This window comes from Pseudomonas sp. GW822-FHT04H02 (genome assembly GCF_058800645.1).
This window is the reverse complement of sequence record NZ_JBXAMM010000007.1, coordinates 160380-178680: the sequence shown is the minus strand read 5'-3', so window position 1 is coordinate 178680 and position 18301 is coordinate 160380. Positions and strand designations below refer to the sequence as shown.

The 18301-nt window shown below is 55.9% G+C and carries 17 protein-coding genes and 1 pseudogene; 7 read left to right on the top strand and 11 right to left on the bottom strand.

Annotated features, from left to right (window positions below; all coding sequences use genetic code 11):
• The first annotated feature begins 1397 nt into the window (after positions 1–1397).
• Positions 1398–2474 (top strand): hypothetical protein, encoded by a 1077-nt coding sequence (locus tag AC1RMG_RS27460; protein WP_493170737.1) that lies wholly within the window; start codon positions 1398–1400, stop codon positions 2472–2474.
• 406 nt (positions 2475–2880) lie between these two features.
• On the opposite strand, the gene AC1RMG_RS27455 is transcribed toward AC1RMG_RS27460, so the two are convergent.
• The 4 genes from AC1RMG_RS27455 to AC1RMG_RS27440 form a co-directional block, all read right to left on the bottom strand.
• The gene (locus AC1RMG_RS27455) at positions 2881–3612 is read right to left on the bottom strand and encodes a hypothetical protein (RefSeq protein WP_493170736.1); all 732 of its coding nucleotides are present in this window, start codon (positions 3610–3612) and stop codon (positions 2881–2883) included.
• Between the two features lie 56 nt (positions 3613–3668).
• Positions 3669–3836, bottom strand: coding sequence for a hypothetical protein (locus AC1RMG_RS27450; RefSeq protein WP_493170734.1), 168 nt, complete (start codon positions 3834–3836; stop codon positions 3669–3671).
• Positions 3837–4180: 344 nt separating this feature from the next.
• Positions 4181–4807 carry a recombinase family protein gene (locus tag AC1RMG_RS27445; RefSeq protein WP_493170731.1) on the bottom strand — a complete coding sequence of 209 codons (627 nt, stop codon included), beginning with the start codon at positions 4805–4807 and terminating at the stop codon, positions 4181–4183.
• 424 nt (positions 4808–5231) lie between these two features.
• On the bottom strand, positions 5232–5480 hold the full coding sequence (locus AC1RMG_RS27440; RefSeq protein WP_493170729.1) for a helix-turn-helix domain-containing protein: 249 nt from the start codon (positions 5478–5480) through the stop codon (positions 5232–5234).
• A gap of 117 nt (positions 5481–5597) precedes the next feature.
• On the opposite strand from AC1RMG_RS27440, the gene AC1RMG_RS27435 reads away from it, so the two are divergent.
• The gene (locus AC1RMG_RS27435) at positions 5598–5906 is read left to right on the top strand and encodes a hypothetical protein (RefSeq protein WP_493170727.1); all 309 of its coding nucleotides are present in this window, start codon (positions 5598–5600) and stop codon (positions 5904–5906) included.
• A gap of 554 nt (positions 5907–6460) precedes the next feature.
• On the opposite strand, the gene AC1RMG_RS27430 is transcribed toward AC1RMG_RS27435, so the two are convergent.
• Positions 6461–7240 (bottom strand): helix-turn-helix domain-containing protein, encoded by a 780-nt coding sequence (locus AC1RMG_RS27430; protein ID WP_493170725.1) that lies wholly within the window; start codon positions 7238–7240, stop codon positions 6461–6463.
• Between the two features lie 369 nt (positions 7241–7609).
• The gene (locus AC1RMG_RS27425; RefSeq protein ID WP_493170723.1) at positions 7610–8902 is read right to left on the bottom strand and encodes a tyrosine-type recombinase/integrase; all 1293 of its coding nucleotides are present in this window, start codon (positions 8900–8902) and stop codon (positions 7610–7612) included.
• A 435-nt stretch (positions 8903–9337) separates the two neighbouring features.
• On the opposite strand from AC1RMG_RS27425, the gene AC1RMG_RS27420 reads away from it, so the two are divergent.
• Positions 9338–9841 (top strand): GrpB family protein, encoded by a 504-nt coding sequence (locus tag AC1RMG_RS27420; RefSeq protein WP_011060215.1) that lies wholly within the window; start codon positions 9338–9340, stop codon positions 9839–9841.
• A 53-nt stretch (positions 9842–9894) separates the two neighbouring features.
• Here AC1RMG_RS27420 and AC1RMG_RS27415 read toward each other — a convergent pair whose 3' ends face one another.
• Positions 9895–10761, bottom strand: a complete 867-nt coding sequence (locus AC1RMG_RS27415; RefSeq protein WP_011060216.1) for a LysR family transcriptional regulator — start codon at positions 10759–10761, stop codon at positions 9895–9897.
• 105 nt (positions 10762–10866) lie between these two features.
• Between AC1RMG_RS27415 and AC1RMG_RS27410 the strand changes: the two genes are divergently transcribed.
• Positions 10867–11790 (top strand): DMT family transporter, encoded by a 924-nt coding sequence (locus AC1RMG_RS27410; protein ID WP_183000930.1) that lies wholly within the window; start codon positions 10867–10869, stop codon positions 11788–11790.
• Between the two features lie 55 nt (positions 11791–11845).
• On the opposite strand, the gene AC1RMG_RS27405 is transcribed toward AC1RMG_RS27410, so the two are convergent.
• From AC1RMG_RS27405 to AC1RMG_RS27395, 3 genes are all read right to left on the bottom strand, one after another.
• Positions 11846–12739 carry a DUF2167 domain-containing protein gene (locus AC1RMG_RS27405; RefSeq protein ID WP_065363450.1) on the bottom strand — a complete coding sequence of 298 codons (894 nt, stop codon included), beginning with the start codon at positions 12737–12739 and terminating at the stop codon, positions 11846–11848.
• Positions 12740–12870: 131 nt separating this feature from the next.
• Positions 12871–13242 (bottom strand): VOC family protein, encoded by a 372-nt coding sequence (locus AC1RMG_RS27400; RefSeq protein ID WP_493170719.1) that lies wholly within the window; start codon positions 13240–13242, stop codon positions 12871–12873.
• A gap of 146 nt (positions 13243–13388) precedes the next feature.
• Positions 13389–13703 (bottom strand): helix-turn-helix domain-containing protein, encoded by a 315-nt coding sequence (locus AC1RMG_RS27395; protein WP_011060220.1) that lies wholly within the window; start codon positions 13701–13703, stop codon positions 13389–13391.
• A gap of 444 nt (positions 13704–14147) precedes the next feature.
• On the opposite strand from AC1RMG_RS27395, the pseudogene AC1RMG_RS27390 reads away from it, so the two are divergent.
• From AC1RMG_RS27390 to AC1RMG_RS27380, 3 genes and pseudogenes are all read left to right on the top strand, one after another.
• Positions 14148–14429 (top strand): annotated as a pseudogene (locus AC1RMG_RS27390) (PAS domain-containing protein); the annotation flags it as partial.
• A gap of 174 nt (positions 14430–14603) precedes the next feature.
• Positions 14604–15713, top strand: a complete 1110-nt coding sequence (locus tag AC1RMG_RS27385; RefSeq protein WP_370059480.1) for a methyl-accepting chemotaxis protein — start codon at positions 14604–14606, stop codon at positions 15711–15713.
• Between the two features lie 18 nt (positions 15714–15731).
• Positions 15732–17450 carry a putative bifunctional diguanylate cyclase/phosphodiesterase gene (locus tag AC1RMG_RS27380; RefSeq protein ID WP_493170716.1) on the top strand — a complete coding sequence of 573 codons (1719 nt, stop codon included), beginning with the start codon at positions 15732–15734 and terminating at the stop codon, positions 17448–17450.
• Here the strand turns inward: AC1RMG_RS27380 and AC1RMG_RS27375 are convergent.
• Positions 17423–18193 carry a substrate-binding periplasmic protein gene (locus AC1RMG_RS27375; RefSeq protein WP_011060223.1) on the bottom strand — a complete coding sequence of 257 codons (771 nt, stop codon included), beginning with the start codon at positions 18191–18193 and terminating at the stop codon, positions 17423–17425. The two genes, AC1RMG_RS27380 and AC1RMG_RS27375, sit on opposite strands and share 28 nt — an antisense overlap.
• Positions 18194–18301 lie beyond the last annotated feature (108 nt).

Genomic DNA, 18301 nt, shown 5'->3' with positions numbered 1-18301 from the left:
CCTACACTCGTTCCTATTTCCCGGGGGCGTCTGAGTGTGGGCTAAAAAAAAGAGGCGCTTGAAAGTACCTACGCATCATGGCATTTTGCCCTAAGTGCCAGTGCACAGGGATTGTCATGCCAATGTCTTTATCCACATACCACGGAACCCTTAAGAGTACGTTGGGGGGGGCGCTCGGAGTATTTGATCCCATCTTCAATTGCGATATGCAATCTGGGGTGGTGCCGATGTTTGATAACTCGGGGGTAAGCTAATTGGATAGAGCTTACTGTATTAGTCTTAAGCGAGAAGTTAGTGCCAAAGAGGCAGTCGAGCTCTACTTTCGGCAAGTAATCACGCGAAAGGACGATTTTGCATGTTTGGACTCGACTTGTAGAGCGAGGTATGTTTGTGCGAATTTAGGGCGATCAATCTACAAAGTTGACCACTATTTCAAGACTGCTCGTGGGTCTGAAAGGCATTTTCCGGGCTGCTCATTTGAGCCGAAATATGTAGCTCCAGTTCTTACTCTGTCAGGAAAGGGTAGAAGAGAAAGAGCCTCTATAACTGATGCAGCAGAGATTGTGTTTGAGACAAAACGTCGTAAAGGATATTTCGGTGTTCCTTCTCGTGCAGGTAATTTCCCTATTGATAAAGTCATAATTCTTCGTTACGTGTCTCGGGGGCGACCAGTAGGAAGTTCGGGGGTTGCTAATCCGAAGTGTTATTCGATTGAAGCACTTTTAAGTGGGGGGTGGCCCCTTGGTCGAGGCCTGGCTATTGATGGGAACTCGGGTACAGTTAGATCTCTCTTCGTTCCGATAGATAACCAGTCTCCTAACATTTATAGAAGGCATGTCTATTGTGGCTTGGCTGTCAATGTCGATACCTGTGATAAGTATTTCCACTTTAAATTTGGTAGAGGCTTCTCAGTCCCGCACAAGGGAGCCCATGTTGTTGTTAGGCTCTTGGGGGGCGCTGTCTCAGATTCGATTAAGCAAGCGCCTTCCTATTATAAAATGCTCCTAGAAAAGATTTTGAAAGTGGCTAAAGGCGTGAGTAAGCGTCCGGCAGAGCCGTTTTTCTTGTATGTGTTAGGTGTGCCCAAATACGATCAGTCTCAAGGTGTCTGGAGGCTAGATGTTGAAAGTTTAGATCACATATATATGGAAATGCGATGCCGTCGCTCTGATCTTATAGCGAATATACACCGTGACCCGGACCTTAATGAGCACTACTTCGTATGATGTCTATTGGCGCGTCTAGTGCAGGTGCTAAGGTGTGGTTATGGCTAGTATGAGTTGTGCGTTGTTGTATTAGAGGTTGATGCGCTGCTTGTGCAGTCACTGCTGTGAGTAATGTTTGATGGTTTGTGAAGTTTACGATGAGCAGAATAATAGCGATGGGGGCGGTCGAAAGTGGAGTTCCAACAAAATGAAGAACGTATTAATCAAGAGTGGGTTACCCTTAATGCCATAAGGGGTATGATCAAGATCGCTACAAAAGGCGACATGGCAAAAGGAACATATGATAATTCACTTGATCTCGGTGGTGAGCTATATCCAGAGTTGCTGGGGCCTGAAAATAGTCTGCTCAGGAGGCAGCGTGAGAGTGAAACCGCGCGTGAGTACAGGCAGCGAGCTGAGCTAGAATCAATTGAGTCAAATACAAAGATTACGGCGCTAATTTTGTTGGAGGCTGAAATAGAAAAGTTGTCTCGATTGCTGGATGTGGCAAAAAGAGATAGTCATAAAAAAGAACAGACAGATCAAATAAAAAAGCGTCTTAATTTGCTTAAAAAAGCCAAGGAAGAACTTTCTCCTGCGTCGCATTCGGAGAATAAGTTAATATTTCGGGATGCATATAATGTCGAAAGAAATATGCCTGTGCTCGGAAATGGGCTTGGGAAAAAAGACTTTATGCTTCCCGATGGAAATTTTTTGCGCTTGCGAGTGCTGCATCCTGATCGACCTGAGCATATTACGGGGGCGGATATAATATATGAAAGACACGACCCGATAACGGATTTGACAAGCGTGGTAATGGTCCAATACAAAATTTGGGACAAGAAGGCATTGTATCTTTCTGATGATAGAATGAAAGCTCAGATTGGCAAGATGGAAGCTTTTGGGTGCAAGCGAGGACTGTGCAAAGAAAGTAGTACTGCAGCCCATTACCGTTTCCCTTATTGCTCCAGTTTCTTGCGGCCTACAGACAAGTTACAATCCGCTGATCAGAAATTTATTTCCAGTGGTGAGCATTTGCCTATATGCATGATTGAAGAGTGCAAAAGTAAAGGGGCTCGAGATGGAGAGAAATTAGAGTACGATAATATTCGCACTGTTTCTTTGTCTGGGGAGTTGTTCGAGGAAATGTTCAATCGAGGGAGGATTGGGTCTAGGTTGCTTACTCAAGAAGAATTGGTTGAAATGTATACCGATGCATCCGTCATAGATTCTAGTGAAACGGTTGTTATATATGCACAAGAATTTTAGTGAATTTATTTGTGTGATGCATAACTGTTGATGTTCTCCAGCCCTGTTTAAGTGACTGTGTTAGGAGTGTATGTCGCCCATTCTCAGGTTTTATTGACGCCTCTAAGGTTTTTTGTGAGATCGAATTAGGAAGATCTAAGTGTTTGGGGTTTGATTCTGCTGATGAGTGGTTAATCGAGTATTCTGGTATTTTTGCAGATGAAAAGACAAGCTGGTTGGTGGGTTTAAATTGTTCTTGTGAAGGGCAGTGGGATACTATCTGAGCTAATAAATAGTTTTTTTTCGTCGCTGATGTCAGTTGCCGTATGTATTAGAACTTGTATGCTCATTTGCAAGGGCATACGCCTATGTACTGAACTGGCACGCAAACTACGAAATACAAGCCCTCTACCCAAGCTGCAAGCATTCACAGGTGTGGGTAGTTAATCTGCCACCAGTTGAACAAAGCAACACATATGCTCATGCCACCCAATACAAAGGGAGTAATGTGGTCGAAGAACCAAGGCGATACAATCGCGCCTCTGGCGAAAACATACCATTTGACTAGCGTTGCAACGAGGCGAGAAGGAGTTGTCGTGAATGCTTGACCACCACTCTGATGGTGCTCATTTCCGCCCACCGTGTAGTGAATGTAAAAAGAATAGCGAATTTCGTTTCTCGTTCTGCTGTCCAGCTTTCGAACTATCGCGAGTTTGTCTGGGAGGGCTGTGCCCTTTGGTGGGGGGGGGCTCTCGTGATGAGTCATCTTTCCCTTGGGATTGAAGCTGATGAGTTTGAACTCGCCATCAACAGTGCCGGGTGACTTTTCAATCAGCTCCAAAACATGATTTCGCATCTCTTTCTTGCCTAGACGCTTGACGACTCCGATGAGCGCCTTCTCATACAGGTCGTGCATTGGAAGATCAAAGCGGAAGCTGCCTTCGGGAGTTCGTTGATACAGCCTCAACCACAGATAGGCATTGATACCCGCCAGAACCATCCAGACGTTTTGAACGTTTTTCTTGAGTCTGATCTCATTCCCGAGCAGTTTGAAAGTCGAAAGGTCAGCGCCGAAGTACCACAGCAGCAGGACTACAGTTGAAAAACCGATCAAGTAGCCTCGGGCTTTGTTGAAATCTGGCGTATCCGTTTCACCCACGTTTTCCCCTCCAAGCTGCCCACGTAAAAGAGCATGGGCAATTCTCGCAAAGCAACTCAGCCGGCTGGCTGACCAAAATGCTGCGTAATCTTTTTCAACACAGAGTCGGGGGCGTTGAATGTGAGTTTCCCGTCAATGAGTTTCACTTCTGTTTGAGCAAGCTCTTCCTCGCTCAGGAAACCAGCTATCTTTTCTTGCGTCAGCCGCAGTACGCTGGCACCCAAGTCAAAATTCCCACTTCTACGGATAGGCATTGTTCCTCAACTCCGCGATAAATGAGCCACTACTGTAGCATCATTTTTCTCTGCTTCTTGGACGGCCAAGGCACGCCAGAAAATCTACCATGCCCCGCCAAAATTTTCGGTGCACTTCGATAGTGGTTTGGTTTGTCACTGGCAAAAAATAAGCTGGCGACCTATCCGGGGTGCTTAGCTAAGTGCGAGGGGGGGCGAATGAGGGTCGCAGCTTCTCTAAAATAAGTTGAAGCGTTCTCAAACACAGATACGACAAAGCCCCGCGTTGGCGGGGGGGGGGGGGCGTCGTGTAAACCTTTACAGAGAGTCGCGGGTTATGCAGCCTTCGTTTCTTTCTTGATCCTGTAGACGGTGGCAACACCACAGCCAGCAAGCTTGGCGACTTCGTCAGCGGACATTGTTGGATGCTTCCGCATCAGCGACTGAACTTCTTCCCACTTGGCAGTATTCTTTCCTTTTCCTTTTGGCTTCCATTCAGGGTCAGCAGCTTTCTTGTTCTTTAAACCCTGCATGATACGCGCCACACGCTTCTCTTGATCGAGTCTGGCCATGGTGGCCATCAGGTCAATCAACATGTTGTTGATCACATCCATGATTTGCCCCGTGATGCCCTTCGCTTCAACCAACATGTGACTGGTGGGAAGATCAGCCACAACCAGCCGAAGCCCCTTGGCCTTGATAGTGGCCTTAAGAGTGTCCCAGTCCGCTTGTGAAAGGCGACTCAAGCGGTCTACAGACTCGACCAATAGCACGTCTCCACTCTCGGCAGTGTCGAGCAGAGCAAGCAGCTCAGGACGGTTGAGCTTGGTGCCACTGATGTTCTCGGCGTATACGCCAACGATTTTCAATCCCTTCTCACCAGCGAACAATTCCAATGCGACTTTTGCACGGTTGGCATCTTGGTCTTTGGTCGATGCACGGAGGTAAAGGTGAGCGTTCATTGAAAGACTATCCTTTGGTCTTTAATTCGATAGATCAATGATAATTGAATCAAATAGATATCTCAAATAGTTATTTGATAGTAGCTCATGGGCGACTATCGAACTACCGGATAGGTCTACTTCTTTGATAGCTGGGGATCAGGTATGGAGGGGGCGTGAGGGCATCAACCGACACCCTCGCAGAAGTGTTACTTACCCTTTTTCTTCGGGGCTGGCTTAGGGATCGTCTCAACTGTGGTTGTCTTAGGACGTCTCTTAGCCTCTTCAATAGGAATGAACTGCCCGTTCCCAGAGTCTCGGCCGCGCTTATTAACCATGTGCTACTCCTTAATGGCTTATCGCCACGCTGGCGACACCATCAACGCTAGCTCAGGCCAGTACTTCCGCAAGGGGGGCTGGCCGGGGGATGTGAACTGTAGCCCTGTCAGTCCTCTGGCAATGACTTTTCAAACTCTACAATCAGGTCTTGCAAACCAATTCCCAGAACCTTGCACAGGTCGCGAAGCTGGACGATATCCAAGCGACGTGTACCGCTTTCAACGTCACTCATGAACGACTGAGGGCGACTCAGGGCCTTCGAGCACTGGACTTGCGTTAGGCCAGCAGCTTTCCTGTACTTCTTTAGCAGCGACAAAAGCGCAGCGTGTTCGGGTCTATAGATTGTCTTTGACATGGCTGACTGGCTACGGGTGGGTAGCCTCTCAACCTATATCCGGTTTTCAGATATCTGAATTTCAGATATTGTCGATCACAGGTACACACGCCATTCATCGACCGAACAAGGACAATCATGAACGACCAGTTCTACTTTCTCAGCAGCCAAAAGAAGACTACAAACCACATTCTGCACCTGCTGCTCTGTATCCCGACTTTTGGTCTATGGCTGATCGTGTGGTTCTTTGTTGCTTCGAGCAATCAAAGCCACAACAAGAGGCTCGATAAGCAGATCAATCAGATCATGTACTACAAGACGCAGGGTCTGAGCGATTCCGACACCTACCGACAGATCAAGTCAGATAAATTGACCAGTGATGTCATTCAAGGAAGGGTGATATTCGTGGTCCTGGTTGTTGTGTTCCTCTACTTCTACCTGCGCTAGTTGTCCCGCACTGAAAGCGGAGTTGGTTGGGATAATCTCCTCGCTCCGCTGAATTGAGTGTTTGCACTGAAAGCTGGGCTTTCAAAAATTCATCCTGTAAGAGCGGATCACCACTGACCTATCGGTCGTGCGCAGCACCAATAAAAACAACACCGATCAGCTCTTGCCTTTGATCTTGACTATTGTTGGTGCCGAATGGTTAGCGGCAGCTAACGATAGTGTTCCTCTCAAGCCCGGCTTGGATGATTGCCCGTCAAGGCGGCAAGCCTTGGGTTGAGGGGATGATATAAATATCATTCATCCCCAGCTATGAAAGCTGAGTCAGCTTCAAGCGTCGCTTACGTGGATCACTCTCGTTGCTTCGCATAACCAGATCAAGATCAAGAGCGTAGAAGTGTGTTGATATCATTTTATTATCAGCGTGCTGATCCAGAATCGGGACGATACGGCGATTCAACCATTTCATACTCCGCATGTGAGTAGCTCTACCAATGCTTCGCATTGAGAAGTGCTTCTATATACATGCGGCCGATATTCCCCCCTTCGTACTAGTACTACGCGGCCTGATTCTCTTCACGCCAACGGCGGATGGTCTTAGCAGTTACACCAACTTCACGTTCGATAGCCTTGACGGCTTTACCATGTGCAAGCATCTGAAGAACGAGCTCCCGCTTGGGTAGGGCGACCACAACAGCCCCCATAGACATATCAGGATACTGGCGCTCGTATTCTTCAGCCGTAGCGTATTCAGTGAAGGTGCGTAGATCCTGGTGCAGCTTGGCAAGTTCTTCGGGGCTTGGCGTAATCAGTTTTTCCAAGTCTTCCCACTGGCAGGACTTGCGAGGTGGTTCAATACCATCCATCTCATACCGTAGCGAATCCGGGCGACATTTCATCATGCGAGGAATTGCCAACTCAGCGGCTTTTACGTAACGGCGTGCTTGGCGCTCCCCAAGGTCGAGAAAGTCTTCAACTGCTTTGTTGGTGATCTCTGGTAACCATTCTAGGACAGTGATAATCCGTCTTACGCTCAGCGGTTTGGAGATTCCACCCTGACCGATTTCTCGGTCATGCCAATCAAGCCGAGCGATGCCTTCGATGATATCCATAGCGAACAATGGGTACGCTCGACCATAGTCATCGAGTCGCATCAGAAAGCCGGCAAATGGGTTCGCTATAACTTTCGGTGGGCGCCGGGTAACCTTGTCAACCTTTGGCCCCTTGGACTTGATCGGTTTGAACTTCTTTTCAAGCCATTGATCAGCATTGGCGCCCATTCTGGCGCTCATGGTGTCAAGTTCTACGGCGGATAGTAGTTGTGGCGTATTGCTCATGGATTGTTCTCCTGTTCAAGTTCATTGCGATAGGCGTTACCTCGGGTATTGCCGGTTAGGGTTTGGGTAAATCGCAGGCGTTAAAAAGCCCCCTTGCAAGGCACCTGTTCGGTGGTCGCGGTGGAGGCTTCTGAATGTCTGTCTACCTACTGGGTAGGCGGTGTATTATACATGATTTCGATGATCGGTCAAGGTCTGGGGTTGACGGGGCCGATTTCATCAGAAACTGATTTTCACGGTGAGGAACGCCCTTTGTTTGGTACAGACCATCCATACGCCCTGTAAACATTGGGTTTGTTGCGTGGAGCGGCATGGATGCGGTCAATGCTGTGGGCAGTTTCATCGGGGTTTCCGGTAGGTTATTCGTGATTAATGAATGTGTCTCAACGCCTCGGCCATTGCCTTGATCGGAGTCCTGCTACCATAGATGCCGAAGGTGACGGAGCTGTCTTCATGCCCCACCATTCGCTTGATCAACGAGTCTTGGACGCCAGCGTCACGCAGGTCATCAATGAATGTGTGGCGGAAACTGTGGAAGGTCTTGCGGGTATCCGTAATTCCGCATTTTGTCTTGAGCCTGCCGAACCATTTTGAAACGGCATGGCCGAGCTTTCCCCGTACTGGCTCAAGCTCAGGGAACAACCGGTCTATCCCGCTGGCCTTGATCGACTCAACATGCCGCAGCAGGCCAAGTTCGAACAAAGTGGGGTGGAGGGGCAGTAAGCGTCGGCTGCTGGAGTTCTTCAAGTTCTGACCCTCGTTGCTGTCATCGATCCGAATACATTGAATTCCTTGTTGCTGGATGAAGTCATCGGCGCGCAGCTGACATAGCTCTTCCAATCTTGCACCCGTGTAGCGGCCCAGCAATGGTATCCAGTACCGCCAAGGGTATTTATGAGACTCCGCCTTAAGCCCATCCAGATTGAGCAGGGTCGTCAGGTCGTGTTGTTCAAATGAAAGTCGTGCGTCCTTGGCTGATCCTGTCTTTACCTTCAGACCTGCTAATGGATTGTCCGCGATGTAGCCATTGGCCTTGCACCAGTTGAGAAAGGCAGAGAGTTTGCGTAGCCGGTTGTTCACCGTTACCGCAGAGATCGTCTTGTATGTGCTAGCTGATTCGACAACCTGTCGCAGGGTCTTACCTTCGAACTCGGGGCGTAGGCCAAAGTATTGAGGGCATCGGCTCAGCCGTTCCTTCAGTAGTCGGGCTTGCTGGATATCGAAGTCTTCGGCGGGCATGTCACCCATCAACTCGAATAAATCGCGTAGAGCGCGCTCCACCTCGAAGGTGCTGACAGTTCGCCACGTGCCGCCACGTTTGCCTTCTTCTATATAGAGCTTCGACAGACTAGACAGTGTTGGGCCATTAGCGGCCGATCTCGTTGGCTTGGCTATGGCTTGGTGTGAGCTGCGTATTGAGAACGGGGTAGGGCACGTATCTCTCCATCCAGTGCAAAGCCTACGCAGCGTTGGGATGTCTGCCAGAGGGTGTTCGGATAGATGTCCGTGTACCTGCTGGGCAAGGGAAGCAGCGAGGAACAAGGCGCTCTGACGCTCGCGAATGTTCAAGCTCAAACGCAATGTGTGACAGCGTGGGAACAGATGTTTTGGAAGGCGGAGATTCAAGTAATAGAAGGCGCCGCGACGGACAATGTAGGTCATGTGTGACACTCGTGTGTGACAGCAATGTGTGACAGTGCTGGCTACACCCCGAGTTTTTGACGTCTTTCAGTGGTGTGTTCCGCACCTGATTCCAAGTGCGAGAGTCCCCGAGCAAAACCCCGTCAGCCCAGACGCAGTGAGCCTTTCAGCGAACTGCGAAGCATGCTTGCATGCCACCCTGGTCAGAGCCGGAAGGCAGCAGCCACAGCGGGAACATTGTGTGCCGGGGTGTGGCTGGTGGGGTTGCCTCCATAACGCTCCTCGTTGGTCCTCAACGAGATGAATCAAAATTCCTGCCAACCTTCGAGCTCGTGCAGCATTTCTGTTGACGTGCCGTTGTCGTGCGCCTTGTTTGTGGTTCGCCAATCCCTGTGTCCTGTTGGCTCGGGCGGCGGGCTCCTGGAATATCCAACGCCTTTGCATCAAGGAGTGGTCATGGCGCTAACCAGTAAGATCTCCCTCTATGACGATCATTGGCCTGCGGCATTTGCAGGGGAGAAGGCGCGCATAGCCAAAGGCTTCGGCTGCGAGCTGATGGATATTCATCACGTGGGGAGCACTGCTGTTCCAGGATTGGCGGCCAAGCCGGAAATCGATCTGCTGGTGGTGGTCGCGGAGCAGGTGGATGAAGCCGCGCGCAATGCCTTCATGGCGACCCTGGGGTATGTCCGGGGTAGCAATCTGTCCCCCGGGCATCATTTTTACCGCCGCGATGTAGAGGGTATACGCACCCACAAGGTGCATGTCTGTGTCGCCGGTCATGAGCAGGTGGGGCGCATGCTGCGCTTTCGCGATCTGTTGCGTCAGGACAGCGGCATCCGCCAACAGTATCAGGATCTGAAGTTTCGGCTTGAGGCCAGCAATCGCGAGGGCATTGGCGAGTACCTTGCGCAGAAGGCCCCCTTTATCGACGCCCTGATGGGGGCTCAGTCATCGTGACTGCCTCGTTGTGCCCAAATGCTCGGTGTTGCCTGCAAGGTTGCTGCGGGCTGTCAGGCCCCCAGCTGCTCCCGCAGCAACTGGGCAAAGGCGTCCCTGGCGCCATGGTGTTGTACATCCTTGTGCCAGACAAAACGGTTATCCACCGGTAGCAGGTCGTCGAAGCGCTGCACGCTCAGGTTGGCCGATTGCGAATAGCGCTCCAGCACCCCTTCCGGTATCAGCGAGACCCCGGCCCCCACGCTGACGCAGCCGATGATGGTGCCCCAGCTGGCATAGCCGGTGATGGGCAGGTTCAGACCGTGCCTGCCCAACCAGTTTTCCAGGGCGCGGCGATAGGGGCAGCCCGGCGGCCACATGAACAGGTTGTGGTGCTGCAAGTCGCTGGCGCTGCGGATAGGGGCGCTGTTTCCGCTGGAGATCAGCACCAGGGGTTCGTGGTAGAGCACGGTCTGTTGCAGTTTGGCCGGCAGGCTGTCGATGGCCACCAGGGCGCCGTCGATGCGTTGGTGCAGCAGCTCTTCAAAGAGTTGCGACCAGGTTCCGGTCACCAGCTCCACGCTCACCTTCGGATAGCGCTTGTGGTATTGCGCCAGCAGGGGAGGCAGGCGCCCACCGGCGCATGACTCGATCGAGCCCAGGCGCAACAGGCCGCTGGGTTCGGCCTGGTTGTCCACCGCACGTTTGGCTTCATCCACCAGGGCCAGGATGCGTTCACTGTAGCCGAGGAAGATTTCCCCGGCGGGGCTGATCCGCAGGCCGCGTCCGACCCGGGTAAACAGCTCGGTGCCCAGCTCGCCTTCCAGCTGCTTGAGGCGGTTGGTGATATTGGACGGCACGCAATGCAGTTGCTCGGCCGCTCGGGCAATGCTGCCGGTGCGGGCCACAGCCTTCACCATTTTCAGTTGGGTCAGTTCCATTGCTCATTTCCAGTGAGGAATAACATCAGTATCGGTTAATTGTGGTGAGTTGTGCAGGGCGGGACACTGCAGGTCCTCTTCTTGCCTCTGGATATCTGTGTCGTGATGCTCTCGCCCCTGTTCAAGCTGGTGCTGGCCACCGCTGCGGTGATTCTGTGTTGGGCCTATTCGCCGGTGGGCATCCATATCGGCCTGGAGGGCTACAGCCCCGGGCACCTGGCCTTGCTGCGGTTCCTGATTGCCTCGCTGTTCATGGCCGCAATGGCGCTGGTGCTGAAGATCTCCCTGCCGCGCTGGCGCGACCTGCCCTGGTTGCTGGTACTGGGTTTCTTCGCCATCGCTTTTCATCACGTCAGCCTCAACTACGGCCAGCAAGGGCTGAGCGCCGGAGCATCCAGCGTGCTGGCGCAGTCCGCGCCGATCTTCAGCACGCTGATCGCGTTTTTCTGGCTCAGGGAGCCGGTCAGTGGCTGGCGTTGGCTTTGTGTGGTGATCGGGCTGTTGGGGGCGGTGCTGGTGGTGGCCGGTGACAAGGGCCTGGGGGCGATCGAGCCGCGAGGGCTGCTGGTGCTTCTGGCGGCGTTTTCCTGGGGGCTGTACTTCGTCTTGCAGCGGCGCTTTTCCGGGCGTTATGGGGTGTTGACCACTGTCTGCTACATGGTCTGGGGCGGTACGCTACTGCTCTTGGTGTATGCCCCCGGGCTGACGCAGGCGGTGGCCCAGGCATCACTACGGGTGAACCTCGCGGTGCTATTGCTGGGGCTGTTTCCCAGTGCACTGGCTTACCTGGCCTGGGCCTATGTGCTGGCACGGGTCGAGGTCAGCCGCGCGTCGATCGCCATGTACCTGATTCCGCCGGTGGCGATGCTGCTGGCCGCGACGGTGCTGGGCGAAACTCTGCAGTCCAGCGTGGTGCTGGGGGCGGCAGTGGTGCTGGGTAGCGTGATGGCGATGCAATTGGACGGGCGTTGGCGTCGGCGCTTGTCGGCGACACCTGCCAATGAGGTGCCTGCCGGGCAAGGCCGCTAGTACCGGCCTTGCAAGTGACAGCGCCGCGCAATGGCGGGGCGCTGCCGGGCGGGATTCAGCTCTTTTTCTTGAACAGGCGGCCGATGAAGGCGGCAAGGCCCAATACCCCCAGGACGATGAATTTCTTGCCGGCCAGGAGCAGTACGCCGAGCTTGGCGAAGAGCCCGGCCTTGCTGGCGAGGCCGCCGGCCACCAGGGCGGCGAGGCCGTAGGAAGCCAGTTTGTCGGTGCTCGGGTTGTAGTCGGCGTAGCGGTTGCCGTCGGTGAAGTTGGTAAAGGCCAGCACCTTGGGAATCTCGCGCTTGATGGTGTCCAGGTCGTCCATTGAAGCCACGGCATTGAGTTCCAGCACGCCTTCGCGGCCCAGCACGCGGATGCTGTAGTTCAGGGTGTGGCTCTGGGCGCCTTCGGCCTTGAGTTCACGGGCCCAGTACATCTTGTGCGATTGCGCGTCATAGCTTGGCTGCTCGGCCCAGCCCAACAGGTGAATGGCGCCGTAGCCCTGTTCCTGGCGCTGCTTGTTGTCTTCCTCGTCCGCTTCCTGCATCTGCTTGAGCAGGTCCTGGTAGTCGATCTTCGCGGCGTCGTCGTCGGAGATGTGCCCATCGTTCTTGTAGCTGATGATCACGCCCCAGCCTTCGGCGGACAGCGGGCTGACGGCGCTGGGCACGATCATGCCCAGGGTGGTGAAGCCAGGTGGATTGCCCCAGCCCTCGGTGAGCAGCTTCTCGGTGTCCTTGGGGTTGAGGTAGTAGAACTCCTTGCTCAGATCGAGGCTGGCGATATCCCCGGGCAGCTTGACGTTGCCGTGGCGTGGGGAGAGCGAGGCGAGAAACTGTTCGGCGGTCTGGGGTTCGGCGTCCTTGCTCTCGGGCGCGGTGGCGGCGCTGGCAAGAAAGGGCATGGCGCAGAGGGCGGCCATGGCCATGAGGAGGCGCAGGTACTTCATCGTATTCCCTTACATTTTGTGACAAGTTGGCGGGGAGGATAACGATGAGTGCCGGGCGGCTCAATGTGGCGGCCGGTTTTATTTTGCTGCAGGGTCGGGCGCCGATACGGCGCTGTTTCAGGGCTGGCGACTCAGTCGATGGTCAGGTACAGCACCCGCAGGCGGTGGCCGTCCGGGTCGAGGGCCACCAGGGTGTAGCCGAAATCCATCTGGGTCGGCGGCTGGGCGATGGTCATGCCCAGGGCTTGCAAGTGCCGATGCAGTTCATCCACCGCTTCGCGGCTGTCCACGGCCCAGCCCAGTTCGCCGCCACCGCCGGCAGCCTGAGCGCTCGGCTGGACAGTGTGTCGGGACCAGAGGCCAAGCTTGATCCCCGAGTCGAGGATGAACAAGGCGAAAGTCGGGCCGGATTCCACCGGCGGTTTATCCAGCAAGCGGCTATAGAACTCTGCGCTGAGGGCAGGGCTGTCCACGTAGAGCAGGAAATAGGTGTTGGTGATCATGGCGACTCCAGAGGCCTTTGGATGGTGCGTTGGGCGCAAGCTTAGGGGGCTGGCCTGTCAGTTCCTGTCAGGAGTCGTCGATTGAAAAAGAGGCCGGCTTATCGGTGTCGATAAACCTGCCTCTTGGAGTTGATTTGTTGCGGGGCTCAAGGCTTGGACAAGGCCTGGTCTACCGCTGCTATCAGCTTTCCCAGATCCTTCGGGGTGGCTTTGTGAATGACACCGAACAAATAAGCCCGCTGTTCCTCTTCGTCGCCCAGATCGGCGAAGAAGGCTTTCAGCTTCACTCCCAGTACTTCGGCTAGCAGAAATAGAGCTTCAACGCTGGGGGTGTAGGTGCCGGTTTCGAAGCGGCTGATGGTTTTTGGGTCAAAACCGGTTTTTTCACCTAGTTCAGCCTGAGTAAGCCCCGCTACCTTTCGATAGCGCTTGATGGCTGCACCCAAACTTGAAATTTGCATCGCTCAATTCCCATTTAGAATCAAGAACTTAACGATAAATATTGGCATTAGACAACACCATGGTTCATCACCTTGCTTTGCAAAATGTGATGCATTTCGTAGAATCGGCGCTTCGGACAGGTATTTGGTGATCTAGTTTCAGAAGGCTGGTTTATGAAACAAGAAATCATTGCATTTCCCTTGTTCACCTAAACCAAGGACTTGGCAGAGGCTCGAACGTCTCGTAAATCCCGCCAACGCTCCGTCCGCCGTCCCCACCTGACGCCTCATCTGATCCTAGTTGATCTCCGTCGAATCGATGGTCAACTGCCGCGCAAACCGCTGTACGGCTGCAATCAGGGCGAACCTTCCGATTGAGCCGTACCGCCAGGAAAGTACATCGCGAATCAGCCTCTTGCCGGGTGCCGGTAACTGTTGATCGCAGGCTGTCTATGGAGTTCTAAAGTGCGTCTCAATTTGCCGGTCACCTCTGTTGAGCAGACCTTTCCCGACCAGCAGCGGCTCATATCCGCCACCGACATCAACAGTCACATCACGTACTGCAACGCCGAGTTCGCAGCGATGAGCGGTTTCAGCCAGGCCGAACTGATCGGCAGCACCCATAACCTGGTTCGCCACCCGGACATGCCGGCGGCGGTGTTCGAGTCGATGTGGGGTTACCTGAAGGCTGGCCAGAGCTGGATGGGTGTGGTGAAGAACCGTTGCAAGAACGGCAATTTCTATTGGGTCAGCGCCTATGTCACGCCGATCCTGGAGGACGGAAAACTGGTGGGCTACGAGTCGGTGCGGGTCAAGCCAAGCCGAGAGCAGGTCAGCCGCGCCGAAACCTTGTATGCGCGCCTGCGGGCCGACAAGGCGCCGGTTTGCGCCTGGCGCCGCATCGAGGCCGCAGCCCGGCCCTTGCTGCTGCCGGTGGCGGTGGCGGTAGGCTGCCTGGCCGCCTTCCACTGGCTACCGACGCTGGCCGCCCAGGGCCTGACCGTCGCGGGTTTCGTGGCTGTCGGGCTGCTGGCCCAGCGCCGCCTGGGGCAGCAGCTCAAGCAGATTGTCAGTAGCACACCGAATACCTTTGCCGATCCGATCTGCGCCCTGGCCTACAGCGAAGCACTGGGGCCGGCGGCGCAGTTGCAGATGATCCTGATCAGTGAGGAGGCGCGCCTAAAGACCGCCCTGACCCGCCTCAGCGATCTGGCCCGGCAGATGGCTACCGCAGCGGCCGATTCCAGCCAATTGTCCAGCCGCACCGAGTCGGCGCTGCTGGAGCAGCGGGCGGAAACCGACATGACCGCGGCCGCCATGACCCAGATGGCTGCTTCAATCACCGAGGTCGCTGAACACGTCCAGCACACCGCCAGCGAAGCCCACACCGCCAACCTGCTGGCTCGGCAGGGCAGCGAGGTGGCCGGCACCTCGCGGGATGCCATCCAGTTGCTGGCGCGCACCGTGACCCAGATCAACCAGGCCGTGGGCGATCTGGCCGGGCAGACCCAGGAGATCATGGTGGCGGCGAGCATGATCCAGGCGATTGCCGACCAGACCAACCTGCTGGCCCTGAATGCGGCCATCGAGGCAGCCCGAGCTGGTGAGCAGGGCCGTGGTTTTGCCGTGGTCGCCGATGAGGTGCGGGCCCTGGCCGGCAAGACCCGCGAGTCGACCCAGCAGATCCAGGGCATCATCCAGAGCCTGCGCGCCGGGGCCGACGAAGCCGTGCAGATCGCCAGCCTGGGCATCGAGGAGGCGGAGCAGGGCGTGCAGCAGGTGGTCCAGGCCCAGCAGGCGCTGCAAGGCATCGGCGCGGCAGTGGAGCGCATTACCGATATGAGCCAGCAAATGGCCGCGGCATCCCAGGAGCAGTCCCATGTAGCCGAATCGGTGTCCGAACAGATCAACAGTGTCGCCGTCACTGTGCAGCGCACTGCCGAGAATGCCAGCGCCGGAGTGGTTCGCGGCGCCGAGCTGGAAAACATCTCTTCCGGGTTGCGTGCCCTGGTCGAGCGGTTCAACCGCTAGCGACAGTGAGTTCGACTCATGGATGAGAAATACCGCAGGGCCGTCGATGCCGCCGCCATCTTCTCCGAGACGGACCTGGGCGGCAGCATCACTTATGTCAACGATCTGTTCTGCCAGGTCTCGGGCTACAGCCGTGAAGAACTGATCGGCGCCAACCACCGCATGCTCAGTTCCGGGCTGCATCCGCCGGAGTTCTTTGCCGAGTTGTGGCAGACCATTACCCAGGGCCGGGTGTGGAAGGGCGAGATCTGCAACCGCGCCAAGGACGGCAGCCTGTACTGGGTCGACAGCACCATGGTGCCGCTGGTGGATCAGCGCTCCGGGCAGGTGGTGCGTTATGTGTCGATCCGCTTCGATGTCAGCGAAAAGCGTCAGCTGTTGCATTCGTTGCAATGGCGGGTCGGCCACGACGTGCTTACCGGGCTGCCCAACCGGGCCTTTCTCTCGGACCTGCTGCACCAGGCTCTGGATTTCTCCCGGGCGCAGGATATTCCCCTGGCGGTCTGCATGCTTGATCTGGATGGCTTCAAGGCGGTCAATGACGGCTATGGCCACGCTTGTGGCGACCTGCTGCTGGTGGAGGTGGCTGCGCGGCTGCGCTCGATCATCCGCGGCGAGGACGTGGTGGCTCGCCTGGCCGGCGACGAGTTCGTGCTGATTTTACGTTACGTGCGCGACATGCTGGAGCTGCGCGCGGCGTTGCAAAGAGTATTGGCGACCATTTCCCAGCCATACTCGATCCAGGGCAAGGATATCAACGTCTTCGCCAGTATCGGCGTGACCCTGTACCCCACCGACAACCACGACGCCGACACCTTGTTGCGCCACGCCGACCAGGCCATGTACGTGGCCAAGCAGAGCGGACGCAACCGCTTCCACCTGTTCGATGTACTGCGCGACCGTGAAGTGATGGTCACCTATCAGACCGTCGAGCAGGTGCGCCAGGCCTTGCTTGCAGGCGAGTTGCGCCTGTACTTCCAGCCCAAGGTGAACATGCGCACCGGTGAGGTGGTGGGCTTCGAGGCGATGCTGCGCTGGCAGCACCCGCAGCGCGGCACGCTGGGGGCCCAGGAGTTTCTGCAGCAGGTGGAGGAGACCGACCTGATCGTCGAGATCGGCGAATGGGTCATGGACCAGGTGATGACCCGCCTGCAAGGCTGGCAGCAGGCGGGGCTGGGCTGGCCGGTGAGCCTGAACGTGGCGGCCCGGCATTTCCAGCGCCCGGACTTCGTCGAGCGGCTCAAGGACATGCTCGATCGCTATCCGGATGTGTTGCCGGCGTTGCTGGACCTGGAAATCGTCGAGTCGGTGGCCATCGACAATATCCAGCGGGTCAGCGATTGCCTCGATGCCTGCCAGGGATTTGGCGTGCAGTTCTCCCTGGGGGACTTCGGCACTGGCCATTCGTCCCTCAGCTACCTCAAGCGCCTGCGCACCCAGACCATCAAGATCGACCGGCTGTTCGTGCGCGACATGCTGCACGACGCGGACGATCAGGCGCTGATCCAGGCGTTGGTGGGGCTGGCCCAGGCCTTTGGCCGGCGGGTGGTGGCCGAGGGGCTGGAAAGCCTGGCGCATGGCGAGCGCTTGATGGCCCTTGGCTGCGACGTCGCCCAGGGGGATTTCATTGCGCCGCCAATGCCCGCCGAGGCGGTGCTGGATTGGGTGCGCAGCTTCGAGCCACCGCAGGCATGGCGAAGCGACGAGCTTCAGGGCGAGGCGATGTCGGGAGGCTGAGCGTCGTCCTGGGGGCCGACGTAACGTTGGATGATGGCGTCGATCTCGCCGGACATCTTCATCCGCAACAGGGTGCGCAGGATGCGCTGGGCCGGCACTCTCGGATCGTTGCGTACATAGCAGCCGACGGCCTGCTCCTGCAGCACCGCGACGCTGTACAGCGGGTTGCCGGTGGCCTGGGTCTTGTTGAACCAGTCCAGGGTCCACTGGCTGGCGATGGCGTAGCGGTAACGCCCGACCACCAGTTTCTGCAGCACCTGCTCCTCGTTGCGGGCGTCGTCGCGTATCAGCTGGTTGGTATCGAACAGCGGCTGCAAGGGGGTGTAGGTATAGCTGAGGACGGTGCCGATATGCTGGCGCGACAGTTGCTGCAGGTTGACCGCCGAGGGCTCCGGATGGGTGCTCACCAGCAGGTTGCGCTGGATGAACAGCGGCACGCTCCACAGGTAATCCCCGGAGAGGTTCGGCAGCCAGGCCTGGGCCGCGTAGCAGCGCACGTCGACTTCGCCCTGGGCCATGGCGTTCTGCACCCGGGCCCGGGCCAGGACATGAAACTGCGCCGGGGTACCCAGGTGCCGGGCCAGGCTGTTCATGGTGTCGAAAAGGATGCCATCGGTGGGCTGGTCGCCTTCGACCTCGATGGCCGGCATGGTCCAACTGTCGGCGATGGCAAAGCGCAGGGGCGGCTCTGCGGCTTCCAGGCTGGCGCTGAAGAGAAACAGGGCGCACCAGGTCAAACGCATACAGTCTCCAGGGTGTCGGCGGGCGAGCAATCCTTTGCAAAATGCAAGCTTAGACAGATTAGACGAGCGCGCCGGATGCAATTTCGCCCTTGCTCCGCTAGCATTACC